Consider the following 13,990-nt stretch of genomic DNA (forward strand, 5'->3'; position numbering starts at 1 on the left):
TCACTCACTGTCTCCGGCGCATTCGTAGGAGCGCCCCCGGGCGCGACAGGGCTTGCCGGTAAATCCCCGTCGCGCCCAGGTGCGCTCCTACGCGATCCCTGCATGCCAACGCTGCCTTCGCAAGCGGAGCAACCCGGCGCGCCCACTGCTCCCAGCCTTCAGCACCGCCCGGCTACAATCGGCGTCATGCGCATCCACTTGCAACACGATCCTGGCGGCAACGCGCCGCTCCGCTACGTCCAGCTGACCCTGCAACCGGACTTGTTCGGTGGCTGGGAGCTGCTGCGTGAAAGCGGCGAGATCGGTGGACGCTCGCAGTTGCGACGCGACCAATACCTGCTGCAGGACGAAGCGGACCGGGCCTTCGACAAGGCGCGCGACACCCACCTCAAACGCGGCTTCCAACTCATCACCGGCGGCGCCGACGCGCCGCGCTGAGGACACACCTCCCATGCTCAAGAACGATCGCCTGCTGCGCGCCCTGAACCGTCAGCCCGTGGACCGCACCCCCGTGTGGCTGATGCGCCAGGCCGGCCGCTATCTGCCGGAATACCGCGCCACCCGCGCGCGCGCCGGCAGCTTCCTCGGCATGGCCAAGAATCCCGAAATCGCCTGCGAAGTGACACTGCAGCCGCTGCAACGCTTTCCGCTGGACGCGGCCATCCTGTTCTCCGACATCCTGACCATTCCCGATGCGATGGGCCTGGAGCTGTATTTCGTCGAAGGCGAAGGCCCCAAGTTCCGCCATCCGGTGCGCGATGCCGCTGCGATCCATCGGCTGGGCGTGCCGGACATGGAAACCGAGCTGCGTTACGTGATGGATGCGGTGCGCCTGATCCGCCGTGAGCTGGATGGCGCGGTGCCGCTGATCGGCTTCTCCGGCAGCCCGTGGACGCTGGCCTGCTACATGATCGAAGGCGGCGGCAGCAAGGAATACGCGCGCATCAAGGCCATGGCGTTCAACGCACCGGAGGTGCTGCATCACCTGCTCGGCACCGTTACCGATGCGGTGATCGCCTACCTGTCCGCGCAACGTGCGGCCGGTGCGCAGGCGTTGCAGGTGTTCGACACCTGGGGCGGCGTGTTGTCGCCGGCGATGTACCGCGAATTCTCGCTGCCCTACCTCACCCGCATCGCGCGCGAGCTGGAACGCGGCGACGGCGCCGAACGCACCCCGCTGGTGTTGTTCGGCAAGGGCAACGGCGCTTACGTGAGCGAGCTTGCCGCCAGCGGTGCCGAAGCGGTAGGCGTGGACTGGACCATCGCGCTGGCCGACGCCGCCCAGCGCGCCGGCGGCCGCGTCGCCCTGCAAGGCAACCTGGACCCGGCCACTCTGTACGGCTCGCCCGAGGCGATCCGCGCCGAAGTCGGCAAGACCCTGGACAGCTACGCCCAGGGCAACGGCGGCTCGCGCGAAGGCCATGTCTTCAACCTCGGCCACGGCATGTCGCCCGACATGAACCCGGAACATGTGGGCGTGCTGGTGGACGCGGTGCAGACGCTGAGCAAGCGCTGATGCACCGCGTGACCAGCCGCGCATAATGTGCGGTTGGTCGCCGCTAGATCCGGCATGACGTGCGGTGCGAGGCGATGGTCCATCCCGCATGATGTGATGGACTGATCGCAGTACATGCCTTGAACCCTGGGCCGCGAATGCGCACGTTTTTCTGAGTTCCTGCACATCGGCGTGGGGATAATGCCCTGTTTCCTCGACAGTGGTCGCCATGCCTCAGCCCGTCCCCACCTTGCGCGCCTACGACACCATCAAGCCGCTGCTGTGGCTGGTGTCGCTGGCGATCTTCATGCAGATGCTGGATGCGACCATCGTCAATACGGCGTTGCCGTCGATGGCGCGCAGCCTGCATGAAAGCCCGCTGCAGATGCAGTCGGTGGTCTTCAGTTATGCGTTGGCGGTGGCGATGTTCATCCCTGCATCGGGCTGGATTGCGGACCGCTTCGGCACCCGGCGCACCTTCCTTGCGGCGACCATCGTTTTCACGGTGGGCTCGCTGCTGTGCGCCGCCGCGCAGCAGCTGCCGCAGCTGGTGGCGGCGCGCGTGGTGCAAGGCATTGGCGGGGCGATGCTGCTGCCGGTGGGCCGGCTGGCAGTGCTCAAGACCGTGGCGCGCGCCGACTTCCTGCGCGCGATGAGCTTCATCGCGATTCCCGCATTGATCGGCCCACTCATCGGCCCCACGCTGGGTGGCTACCTGGTGGAAGTCGCCTCGTGGCACTGGGTGTTCCTGATCAACCTGCCGATCGGCGTGATCGGGTTCATCGCCGCGCTGAAGATCATGCCCGACCACTACGGCGATGCACGCCAGCGCTTCGACCTGATCGGCTATCTGATGCTGGCGTTCGGCATGGTGGCACTGTCGCTGGCGCTGGACGGCATTTCCGAGCTCGGCCTGCGCCATGCCTTTGTCATGCTGCTGGCCATCGGCGGGCTCGCCGCGTTGGCGGGTTACTGGTTGCATGCGGCCAGCACGCCGGCGGCGTTGTTTCCACTGGCCTTGTTCAAGGTGGCCAGTTATCGCATCGGCATCCTGGGCAACCTGTTTGCGCGGGTGGGCAGCGGCTCGATGCCGTTCCTGATTCCACTGTTGTTGCAGGTTGGCCTGGGCATGAGCCCGATGAATGCCGGGCTGATGATGGTGCCGGTGGCGTTGGCCGGCATGGCGGCCAAACGTGCCGCGGTGAAGCTGGTCGGTCGCTTCGGCTATCGCCGCGTGTTGATGCTCAATACCGTGCTGGTGGGCCTGGCGATGGCCAGCTTCGCCTTGATCGATGTGGGCCAGCCGCTATGGCTGCGGCTGGTGCAGCTGGCCTGCTTTGGCGCGGTGAACTCGCTGCAGTTCACCGTCATGAATACCGTGACCCTGCGCGACCTCGATCGCGAGCAGGCCAGCCCCGGCAACAGCCTGCTATCGATGGTGATGATGCTGGCAACCGGTTTCGGCGCCGCGGCGGCAGGCAGTCTGCTGGCCGCCTTCAACACGCATCTGGGCGACAGCCACGGCGCCACGGCAGCGCTCCATGCAACCTTTTTGTGCGTCGGTGGCATCACCTTGTCGTCGACGCTGATCTTCTGGCAGCTGGCCGAAACGCGGCCGCATCCTAAGCAGGTGGAAGAAGTCGCCGAATGACACGGCCGCTGCGCCATCGACCAGCGCCGTGCGCCAGCGCAGGGCCGTGCGCGATTTCAACCGCGGCACACGGCTCTAGATCTCATCGCGCGGGCGTTCGCGCCGCAATGCCTCGGCGATGGTGTCGGCCAGCATGTCGCCGGTAAGCGGCTTGCGCAGGAAACTGTCGAATCCGGCTTCCTGCGCGGTGGGTTCGGCCTCTTCGTCCGAGCGTGCGGTCACGGCAACCAGCGGCATGTCGTAACCGAACACGCGCAACTGCCGCGCCAGGGCGAAGCCGTCCAGCCCGGGCAGATCCAGATCGAGCAAGGCCAGATCGAAGGGGTTGTCGGCCGCTTCGGTCAGCGCGGCCAGCCCGTGCGGCGCATGCACCACCGAGTGCCCTTGCGAACGCAGCAGGCCAACGATGACCTCGGCGATGGTGGGGTCGTCTTCCACCAGCAGAATGCGCTGCGGGGCGACCGCGCCCCCGGCGCGCGCCACCTCGCCACCGAGCGTGGCGTTGGAAGCGACCCAGCGCAGCGGCAGATCGACCACGAAGCGCGTGCCCGCGCCCAACCGGCTGATCACCTCGATATGCCCGCCCATTGCCATCGCCAGTTCCTGGCAGATGGCCAGACCCAGGCCGCTGCCGCCGTAGCGCGAAGTGGTCTTGGCGCCGTCGCCCTGTTCGAAGCGTTGGAACAGACGCGCTTTCTGGTCGGCGTTGATGCCTGGCCCGGTATCGGCCACTTCGAAACGCAGCCCCTGATACGACCCCAGCGTGGTCAGCTTGAGCCCGACCACACCGCGCTCGGTGAACTTGATCGCGTTGCTGAGCAGGTTGAGCAGAATCTGGCGGATGCGGGTGACATCGCCGCTGGCGGTGATGTCGCCAAGCAGGCCGATTTCCAGGCTGAAACGCAGGCCGCGCTCCTGCGCCAGTGGCGCCATCAGGCCTTCCACCTCGGCCACCAGCTGGCGTACCGAGAACGGCTCCAGATCCAGTTCCAGGCGGCCGGATTCGATCCGCGCCAGGTCCAGCGCATCGTTGACCAGGCGCAGCAGATGCGCGCCGGCACGACGGATCGATTCGGTATAGCTGCGCTGCTTGTTGTCCAGCGAAGTCTTGAGCAACAGTTCGCTCATGCCCAGCACGCCGGTCATCGGGGTACGCACCTCGTGGCCGAGCGTGGCCAGAAAGCGCGTCTTGGCCAACGATGCCTGCTCGGCCAGCTCCTGCTTGTGCACTGCCAGCTGCCAGGCGTTCAAACGCCGCAGGCGGCGGCGATACAACAATACCGCTGCGGCGATGACGCAGAGCGCGAGCAGGCCCAGAAACACCAGTCCCCACGGCGCCAGCCACCACGGCGGCAGCACCTGAAAACGTAGCGTCTGGCTGGCCGACCAGATGCCATCGGCGGTGCGCCCCTGCACTTCCAGCGTGTAATGCCCCGCAGGCAGCCGCGAAAACTGCCGCTCGCCGCTGGGACCGACATCGATCCAGTCCGGATCGTAGCCACTCAAACGAAAGCGGTAACTGTTGGATTCGGAATCGGCCAGGCTGAGCAGGCGCGCGACGATATGCAGATCGCGGTCGCCGTCCTGCATCGTCAGCGGCTCCTGTCCGGTGATATCCAGACCACGCTCCCCGCGCCGCAAGCCCACGCGTTCGATGATCAACGGCGGCCTGCGCGTGCTGGGGCGCATCGTGGCCGGGTCGAACACCACCACGCCGTCGGGCGATGCAGCAACAATCCGCCCGCTGCCGGCCTGCACCAGGGTGTTGATCAGCAACTGCTGGTTGGGGAGCCCATCGTGCACCCCGTACACGCGCACCAGCCTGCTGCCGGGATCGATCCGGATCAGGCCGCGTTGACTGGACACCCAGGCCACGCCCCTGGCATCGACCACCAGGCCGTTGGGCGCCACCATCGGAAACTCCTGCTCCTTTCCGACCGTGTCCAGGTGCTTGAGCCGCTTTCCATCCCACAGATACCGCCGGATCTCGCCGGCCAACCCGGTCCAGACCACGCCCCCCTCTCCCAGCCGGAACAGATATGTCGGCAGGGACGGCTTGCCCTCGACGGGGACAAATCGGTCGGCAGCGGGGTCCCAGCGCCGTAGACCGGCGTTATTGCTCAGCCATATCTGACCATCCGGGCCAAGGCGTATGTCCAGGATGGTCAACACCTCCAGCCCATGACTGCCATTGACGATGGTCCGCAGCAACTGCCCCTCCTGGTTGCGGATTTGCAGGCCATATTCCAGCACCGTCACCCACAGGCGGCCCTGCGCGTCCTCCGCCATCCAGCCCGGTCGGTCCGCAGCACCGTCCGGATCGGGTTCGACATCCTCACGCAACTGCCAGCGTTTGACTTGCCGGGTCTGCGGGTCGTACCGGACCAATTTTCCCTCGACGCCGATCCAGACCAACCCGCGCCGGCTTTCAAGCATGGAGTCGGGCGGACGGGCATCGATCTGAGCCAGATGCTTTTGCAGTTGGCCGGTTGCCGCATCGAGATACTCCAGCACATGCCGCGAACCAGCCAGCCAGACACCGCCCGCAGCCGAAGACGCCGTCGCCAGCACGGACGGATTGGCCAGCGACTGTGAGTCATCGCCGTGGTGGGCCAGTACCGCAAAGGTGTCCCAATGCGGAGGCAGGTGCCACAGGCCACCTTCGAGCGCCGCAAACCACAGCCCGCCCTCCCGATCTTCGTAGGCTGCAATCCAGTTGCGCCTGACCAGGCCGTGCGCTGACAGGCTGTAGACCGGGACGCTGCTGATCTCGGTTCCTGCGGTGGACAGGCCCAGGCCGCTGTCGGTGTCCAGCCAATAGCGCCCGCTGCGATCGTGCAGCAACACCCCCATGACCCGCCGCTTGCTCACGGCTTTCTGCCATGGCTGGGGCCGCGCCTGGCCATCGGCGCCCACACGAAACGCATCGCCGACCACATCCGACACCCACAAGGTGTTGCCGCTGTGTTCCATTTGCAGGCGATTGACCGCCTGCGTGGTTCCAGGCAACCGCACCCGTTGAAAATGCGTACCGTCCCAGCGCGCGAGCCCGCCATGGGTTCCGATCCACAATGTTCCGTCGGGCGCGACCTCGAACCCGATCACGCTGTCGGACGGCAGGCTGGTCGGGTCGCTGGGCACGTTGGAAAATCGCTGCATGCTGCCATCGGGACGTCGCCGATATAGCCCGTGGGCAGCAGTACCAAGCCAGACGTCGCCGTTCGGGGTGTTTGCCAGCGCCCACACCGTGATTTCGCGCAGCTCCGGAAACTGCGGGTTCTCCAGCCGCCTGAACGTGCGCGTCTTGGCCTCCAGAAAACCGGCCCCACCGTTCTCGAAGCCCATCCACACCCGATTGTCACGATCAACGCAGATGGTCCAGATCGCATTGCTGGTCAGCCCTTCTTCCATCCGCCAGATGCGGTAATTGCGGCCATCGAATCTGGCCAGGCCGTCGTCGCTGGCGATCCAGAGATAGCCCTGCTGGTCTTCGGCAAGCTCACTGACGGTGTCCGAGGGCAGCCCGTCGGCGACCGTGACCTGGCTAGGCACCGGCGTGAGCAGCGCGTGCGTGGCCGCCCGTGCAGGTGGCACCGTGGCGCACAGCCCCAGCGACACTGCCGCGATCAACCAATAGGAAAAACATAAAAAAAGGCGCACTGGACAGGTTTCACGACAAGTCGCCGCATAGTGCGGGCCGCACGCGGTGCGAGCAAGCCCGAGCGAGCCTGCCGCGTGGCTCATCCGTTTCCACTCCTCGGCCCGAACCGGCGCATGTACGGGGTCTCGATCTGGTTCACCGCTGTTGCATCCGCGCCAGGCGGCAACCGTACGACGGGGCAAGCGATAACAGCTTAGTCGACGGCCGGCGCGTCATGCGCATCGGCGGCGTCGGCCAGCACACCTGCCAGTGCCTGTGCCAGCAACTCGCCGGTGACCGGCTTGCGCAGGAAGCCATTGCAGCCGGCAGCCATCGCCTGCGGTTCTGCGTCGGCATCGGCACGTGCGGTGACCGCAACGATCGGAAAGCGCACGCCGCGCGCACGCAACTGCGCCACCAACGCCGCACCGTCGATGCCCGGCAGGTCCAGATCGCACAGCCCGGCATCGAAGCTGCGCGTACTCACCTCGGCCAACGCCGCCAGACCGTGCAGGACATGGGTGACCCGATGACCACGCGTCTGCAGCAGGCCAATGATCACCTGCGCCACGGTCGGGTCGTCTTCGACCAGCAGCAACTGCAATGGCGCCTGTGCCTGCGGCGAGCTTGCCCGTGCAGGCGCAGGCACCGCGGGGAGCGCACTCACCCAGCGCAACGGCAGCTCCACCACAAAACACGCTCCTTGCCCCAGTTCGCTGCTGACCGTTACCGCACCGCCCATCGCCGCTGCCAGTTCGCGGCAGATCGCCAGGCCCAGGCCGCTGCCGCCATGCCGGGCCAGCGTCACGGCGCCTTCGGCCTGCTCGAAGCGCTGGAACAGGCGCCCGCGCTGTTCTGCACTCATGCCCGGGCCGGTGTCGCACACTTCGATCCGGATGCCTTGCTTGTGGCTTTGCGGCACCACCGCCACACGCAGGCTGACGCTGCCACGCTCGGTGAACTTGACCGCGTTGAACAACAGGTTGAGCAGGATCTGCTGCACCCGGCTGGCATCGCCATGCAATGCAGGCGGCAGCGCGTCATCCAGCTCGCACGCAAAGACCAGTTGCTTCTGCTCGGCGCTCGGGCGCACCAGCTCGGCCACCTGGCCGATCAGCTGACGCAGATCGAAGTCGCGGTAATCCAGCGGCAGCTTGCCGGCCTCGATCCGCGCCAGATCCAACGCATCGTTGACCAGCCGCAGCAGATGCTTGCCGGCCAGCTGGATCGCGCTGGCATAGCCCTGCTGGCGTCCGTCCAATGGCGTCTGCAGCAGCAACTCGCTCATGCCCAGCACACCGGTCATCGGCGTCCGCACTTCGTGCCCCAGGGTCGCAAGAAAGCGCGTCTTGGCCAACGATGCCTGCTCGGCCAGCTCGCGTTTGTGCTGGGCCAGCTGCCATTGCGCGCGCATGCGCACACGGCGGCGGTAAGCGGCGGCGAGCAGGCCAGCGAGCAGCACGGCGAGCACGCAGATCAGCGCAATGCCGGCATCGCTGCGCCACCACGGTGGAGTGACCGAAAAGCGCAGCGACTGCACCTGCGATGCATTGCCCAAGGGGTCGATCCCCTGCATCTGCAGGACATAGTTGCCCGGCGGCAGCGAGGAGAATTCGCGCATTCCTGCCGCACCGTGCTCCATCCATTCGGTATCGAACCCCGACAGCCGGGTACGGTAACGATTGGCCATCGGATCGACGAACGAGAGCAGCCGCATGTTGATGCGCAACTGGCGGTCATTCGGCGCGAGCGAAAAGCCACCGAGGATCGGCAACGCCTGACGGCGGTCGGCACGCTGGACGCTTACCGCCTCCAGACGCATCTGCGGTGTGAATGACGGCACATCCGGCGCCTTGGTATCGATCAGCAGCGTGTAGCCATCTGCAGTCCCACCGACCAGCACCCCATCGCGCGCCATCAGCAGACAGCGGCGGCTGAACTCCTGGCTGGTCAATCCGTCGCGCGCACTGAAACTGCGGATCTTGGCGCGCGGCGTACGTGCATCGATGCGCCACAGGCCACGCGGCCCGGACATCCATACGCGTCCAAGCTCATCGCGTTCGAGACCATAGGCATCCATCGCCGGAAACCCTTCGGCGGCAAGAATCCGGCGCACCCGCTTCCACGCGGTACCGTCTTTCTGCCAACGCTCCATGCTGCCGGCGCGGTAAAGCCACAGGTGGCTTTGATCCTCGAAGACGAAGCGCTGGATCGGATCGATCTGCAGGCCGGGCACTGCGACGAACCGATGTGACTCGGACTGCCAGACATACATGCCGCCGACGGCGCTCAGCCACAGGTTGCCATCCGGTGCCACGCTCAGCTGACTGGGAATCACCTCTTTCAAGCCATGTGGGTCGGCCTGGGAAATCGTCTCCAGCACGCGCCCGGTCACCGGATTTCGCCGCTGGATCACTTGCTCGTAAGCGCTCCACAGCGTGCCGTCGCCAGATTCGCCCAACCAGATGACCGCCTCGGCAGGCCCGTCGCCGCTGAAATGCTCGAGAGCGCCTGTGCCCAGATCCAGCCGCGACAACTGGTGCTCCCCATTGCCGAGCCAGAGCTGCCCCCGACTGTCCTCCAGGGTCGTCGCAACCTGCAGATCGCGCAGGTCGGGATGCTGGATGCCGGTCTGCACAAGCGCCCCGGTGGACGTGTCGTAACGCAGCAACCGCCCACTGCTGTCGAACTGCCAAAGCCCACCCGATCGGTTGGCTGGCGCAAGACTGCATGCGATGCCCTTGCCCTGGTCGTTGATCTGTCTGAAGGCGGCAGTGCGGCGCCAGTCTTCGCGCAGGTAGGCCAGCCCGCGCCCATGCAGGGGCACCCAGATCCCACCGTGCGGACTGCGCCAGATGGTCGTCACGTGGCGGTTGGAGACCAGCGGTGCATCGCCGTTGTTGACCGGTGTCGGCGGATGATCGGGACGGGTATGCCACAGCCCCTGTTCGGTGCCCAGCCAGAACTCGCCATCGCCGGCGTCGGCCACGGTCCAGGCGCGGTTGCCGGTGGCGAACATCGGTGCCCAGGAAGGCGTATGCCAGGCACCGGACGCGTCCATGTAACGCAGCCCGGTGTCCATCGAAGCCCACAGCCGCTGGCCCACCCACTGCAAGGCGGTGATGCCGCTGCCGTCGCCATCCGGCCGCACCCGGTGCAAGGCCAGGCCGTCGTAATACGCCAGCCCGCCCAGCGTGCCGATCCACATCCGATCGCGATCGTCCAGCGCAAGCGCATACACCGGACTTGCCGGCAGCGGCTCCTCCATCTTCGCCAGGTCGAAGGAGGTGAATTTCCCCGCGGCATCCAGACGCAAGACATTGCCGTTGGACAATCCAAACCAGACCTCGTCGCCGCGCCCGGCGATGGCATACACGTCCCCCAGCGCCAGCTCGGGCACGTCATCGGGAAGATACGCGGTCAGCTTGCGCCGGTCGGCACTGAGCATCGCCACGCCTGCGCCGCCCAAGGCAAGCCAGATCCGGTCCTGACGGTCGATATACAGCGCCTGCAAGATATTGCTGCGCAGCGAGTAGCGATCGGTCGGGTCGTTCCGCCAGACCTTGAACTCTGCGCCGTCGTACCGGACCAACCCGTCGGTGGTGGTCATCCACAGATAGCCGGCGCGGTCCTGCGCGATGGCGGTGATCATGGTCGAGGGCAGCCCCTCGGCAGCGCCGACAATGCGGAAGCGCGGAATCGCCGGCACGCCTGCCAACGCCGGAAACACAGTCAGGGCGGCAAGCAGCACGAACAACAGGTAACGCATGTGGGCATCCTTTCCACGTCCAGCCCGCATGCTCGCAACGGATCGTTGCGAGCGCAAGCCAAGCGCGGTGCAGCGGGATATGTCTAGAATCCGCCCATGACAACCCTCGCCCGCCTGTTGCTGCTTCCCGCCCTGGTCGTGACCAGCCTTGCCGCGACCGCCGCGCCGGTGCGTTACGCGCTGGATCCGGTGCACACGCGGGTGCTGTTTGCAGTCGAACATGCCGGCTTTTCCAAGGCGTTGGGCACCGTTTCCGGAACCAGCGGCACGCTGGTGTTCGACCCGGACGACTGGGCCTCGGCACGGCTGGACGTGACCGTGCCGCTGCACCGCACCGACCTGGGCGATGCCAAGTGGAACGAGGCCACCCTGGCACGCAACCTACTCGACGCCGAGCGCTTTCCCGACGCGCATTTCGTCTCCACGCAGGTGGAAGCCAGCGGCGAGAACCACGCCAAGGTCACCGGCAACCTGACCCTGCACGGGGTCATCCGCCCGGTCACCCTGGACGTCACCCTCAATGCGCTCAAACGCCATCCATTGCCGCCGTTTCGCCGCACCGCCGGGTTTTCCGCCACCGCCACGCTGAGCCGTGCCGAGTTCGGCATCGACGCATGGAAATCGATGATCGGCGACATGGTGGAGCTGCGCATCGAAGCCGAAGCCGTGCGCGAAGGCCGCGCCGACGACGACGCGCCGCAATCGCAACCCCAAAACGCACCCACCGCCCCTGACGCTGCGCCCAGCCCGGAATCCTGAGCATGACCCTGAAAAACGTCGAACGCTGGGGCGGTGTCAGCCAGACCCTGCACTGGCTGATCGCACTGCTGATCCTGGTGCTGGGCATCGTCGGCCTGACCATGGGCGAATTGCCCAAGACGCCGAAATACTTCTGGGTCTACACCGCGCACAAATCGGTGGGCCTGACCGTGTTGGCACTGGTGATCGTCCGGCTGGGCTGGCGCCTCTATGCGGGCGCGCCGCCGCCAGTAGCCGGCACCCCACGCTGGCAGGAACGCATCGCCGGGCTGACCCACTGGCTGCTGTACGCGATGATCTTTGCGATGCCGCTGTCGGGCTGGTTGTACGACTCCACCAGCGGCCTGCGCCCGTTCCGCTGGTTTGGCCTGTTCGCCGTGCCCAAGCTCAGCCCGCCGGACGAACAATTGCGTGCGGTTGCGCACTTCATCCACGAGTGGGGCTTCTGGCTGTTGATTGCCGTGGTGCTGGCGCATGCCGGCGCTGCGCTCTACCACCATCTGTTCCAGCGTGACGCCACCTTGGTGCGGATGTTGCCGCGCGGCTGGCTCTCTTCCAAACCCTAAAGGATTCCCCCATGTCGTCCAGGTTGTTCGCCTCTCCCCTGCTGGTCGCCGCCTCGCTGGTGGCCACGTTCGCCACCGCCCCGGTCCTCGCTGCCGACTACGTGCAGGCGCCCGGCTCGTCGCTGGTGTTTGCCAGCAAGTACGACGGCGAAGTGTTTACCGGCAAGTTCCCCGGTTTCGACACCACGCTGAGTTTCGACCCGGCCAATCTTGCCGGCGCCAAGCTCGATGTGCGCATCCCGCTGGCCAGTGCCATCAGCGGCAACAACGACCGTGACTCGACCCTGCAGGGGCCGGACTTCTTCAACGTCGCCAAGTTCGCCACCGCGCGTTACCGCGCCGACAAGTTCCGCGCACTCGGCGGCAACCAGTACGCGGCCGACGGCACGCTGGAACTGCGCGGTGTCAGCAAGCCGGTCACGCTGACCTTCACCTGGACACCCGGCGCGCAGCCGGTGCTGGCCGGCAAGGCGCTGGTCAAGCGCCTGGACTTCGGCGTCGGCGGCGGCGACTGGGCCGACACCAAGACCATTCCCAACGAAACCGCGATCAGCACCAAGGTCGTGTTCAAGGCGAAGTAACGCCACCGGCCGCAACCGGACGCGGCCATTGAACGGCGGACTACCTCGTCGGGTCCGCCGTTTTTTTATGCCTGGCGGCCGGATGACACCGCGCGACAGCTAGACTCGGCATCCATCCCAGGGACGCCGCCGATGCGCACACATGGAACCCTGACCCGCTGGAATACCGATCGCGGCTTCGGCTTCATCACGCCGGCGCAGCCGGGTGATGATTTGTTCGTGCACATTTCAGCGTTTCCCCGCGGCTTCGAAACGCCACGTATCGGTGAGCTGATTTCTTTCGAGATCGAACCGGGCAAGGATGGGCGACGGCAGGCAGTACGCGTGATGCGCGCTGGCCAGCATGCAGCCGGACGTGGTGCACGCCGGCAGCATGCGGCAGCGCGATCACCATTGCCCCATCGCTCGCTCGGGCTGGGCAAGGTCATGTTGCTGCTGCTTGTGGCAGGTGCTGGCGGCTATGCGTACCTCAATCGGGACACGCTGATGCCAGGCTCTGCGCCCACTGAAACTCCGTCAGCAGCTCCGGCACCGGCGCCGGCAAACAGGACGCTGCCAGACCGCGCAGCGCTCCAGGGCTCGCCAGCAATAACGGCAACTGCAGCGGCAGGCAGAACGTCGGCCACACCCGCACCCACGCCGCACTACAGCTGCGGCGGGCGCAAACACTGCTCGCAGATGACCTCCTGCGACGATGCCACCTGGGTGCTGCGCAACTGCCCCGACACAACGATGGATGGCGACCACGATGGCGTACCCTGCGAGCAGCAGTGGTGCCATTGAATCAATACGGCTGACACCTTGAACGGGCGGCCGACACGATTCGTTTGTTAGCCCCATCTTGTTGGATGCAGTCAAAAGCCGAGGTCAAACGCTGGTTCGGTCGAGGGCGCGGTGCCCTCACCGCTCGCGGGACACGCCGTGACCCCGTCCCTGGGGCTCGGTGGCGGCATCCATGCCGCCACACGGTCCCGCAATCGGCAAGGACACCGCACCAGACAGTTGCCGATTGCTCTGTTGAAAACCATACACAACGACCAGCTCGACTGGTCCTTGTCCACCCACCGTTGCGGGACCTTATGCGGCATGGATGCCGCAGAAGAGCTTGCGAGGACGTACTTGCGGCGTGTCCCGCGAAGGTGAGCGGGCAAGCGCCCTGCAGCCAAGCAGCAGATCGGCCGCCTTGCAGCGAAGGCCCAGATCATCTGCACCAGACCGGCAAGAAGTCGTTTTCAGCCACTCCAGATCCAAAATATGGCGCGCACCGGAGGCGAACACGCCGCTTCATCGCGTGCCGGCATTCAACCACTCGCGCAACCGCCGGCTGTCGAATGGCCAATCCAGCTCGCGCCCGTGCGCATCGCCCACCACCGGCACGCGCTCCCCATAAGCGGCCTCAAGCGCCGCATCGCCGTCGATAAAGACACTGCCGAACTCGCCTGCGCGTGCCTGCGCCAGCACTTCCACGGCCTGGTCGCATAGGTGGCAATCGTCGCGCTGGTACAGGATCAAGGCCATCGGGAGCTCCC

At 66.1% G+C, this 13,990-nt stretch carries 10 protein-coding genes; 7 read left to right on the top strand and 3 right to left on the bottom strand.

Translation table 11 applies throughout. From position 1 onward, the window contains the following. The first annotated feature begins 186 nt into the window (after nucleotides 1-186). From ABQY64_RS14840 to mdtD, 3 genes are all read left to right on the top strand, one after another. Nucleotides 187-438, top strand: a complete 252-nt coding sequence (locus ABQY64_RS14840) for a WGR domain-containing protein (protein WP_006449079.1) — start codon at nucleotides 187-189, stop codon at nucleotides 436-438. A 13-nt stretch (nucleotides 439-451) separates the two neighbouring features. Next, nucleotides 452-1,516: a uroporphyrinogen decarboxylase gene (hemE, locus tag ABQY64_RS14845; protein WP_104569691.1), complete on the top strand. Its 1,065-nt coding sequence runs from the start codon at nucleotides 452-454 to the stop codon at nucleotides 1,514-1,516. A 208-nt stretch (nucleotides 1,517-1,724) separates the two neighbouring features. After that, nucleotides 1,725-3,146, top strand: a complete 1,422-nt coding sequence (mdtD, locus tag ABQY64_RS14850; protein WP_126967571.1) for a multidrug transporter subunit MdtD — start codon at nucleotides 1,725-1,727, stop codon at nucleotides 3,144-3,146. 75 nt (nucleotides 3,147-3,221) lie between these two features. Here the strand turns inward: mdtD and ABQY64_RS14855 are convergent, their stop codons facing one another. Both ABQY64_RS14855 and ABQY64_RS14860 read right to left on the bottom strand, forming a co-directional pair. Beyond that, entirely contained in the window at nucleotides 3,222-6,764 is a 3,543-nt protein-coding gene (locus ABQY64_RS14855; protein WP_349779847.1) for an ATP-binding protein, read from the bottom strand. Between the two features lie 236 nt (nucleotides 6,765-7,000). Continuing rightward, the gene (locus tag ABQY64_RS14860; RefSeq protein WP_349779848.1) at nucleotides 7,001-10,555 is read right to left on the bottom strand and encodes an ATP-binding protein; all 3,555 of its coding nucleotides are present in this window, start codon (nucleotides 10,553-10,555) and stop codon (nucleotides 7,001-7,003) included. Between the two features lie 96 nt (nucleotides 10,556-10,651). On the opposite strand from ABQY64_RS14860, the gene ABQY64_RS14865 reads away from it, so the two are divergent. The 4 genes from ABQY64_RS14865 to ABQY64_RS14880 all read left to right on the top strand — a co-directional run bounded on the left by ABQY64_RS14865 (nucleotide 10,652) and on the right by ABQY64_RS14880 (nucleotide 13,244). Continuing rightward, nucleotides 10,652-11,314, top strand: a complete 663-nt coding sequence (locus ABQY64_RS14865; protein WP_349779849.1) for a YceI family protein — start codon at nucleotides 10,652-10,654, stop codon at nucleotides 11,312-11,314. Nucleotides 11,315-11,316: 2 nt separating this feature from the next. Next, nucleotides 11,317-11,880, top strand: a complete 564-nt coding sequence (locus ABQY64_RS14870; protein WP_024939236.1) for a cytochrome b — start codon at nucleotides 11,317-11,319, stop codon at nucleotides 11,878-11,880. A gap of 11 nt (nucleotides 11,881-11,891) precedes the next feature. Beyond that, a complete protein-coding gene (locus ABQY64_RS14875; RefSeq protein ID WP_039526101.1) occupies nucleotides 11,892-12,461 on the top strand; it encodes a YceI family protein in 570 nt (189 codons plus the stop codon). 132 nt (nucleotides 12,462-12,593) lie between these two features. Beyond that, nucleotides 12,594-13,244 (top strand): cold shock domain-containing protein, encoded by a 651-nt coding sequence (locus ABQY64_RS14880; RefSeq protein WP_349779850.1) that lies wholly within the window; start codon nucleotides 12,594-12,596, stop codon nucleotides 13,242-13,244. 501 nt (nucleotides 13,245-13,745) lie between these two features. Here the strand turns inward: ABQY64_RS14880 and ABQY64_RS14885 are convergent. Then, nucleotides 13,746-13,979: a glutaredoxin family protein gene (locus tag ABQY64_RS14885; RefSeq protein ID WP_024939239.1), complete on the bottom strand. Its 234-nt coding sequence runs from the start codon at nucleotides 13,977-13,979 to the stop codon at nucleotides 13,746-13,748. Nucleotides 13,980-13,990 lie beyond the last annotated feature (11 nt).

Origin of the sequence: Xanthomonas sp. WHRI 7065 (assembly GCF_040203115.2) — a bacterium.
GTDB lineage: Bacteria > Pseudomonadota > Gammaproteobacteria > Xanthomonadales > Xanthomonadaceae > Xanthomonas > Xanthomonas arboricola.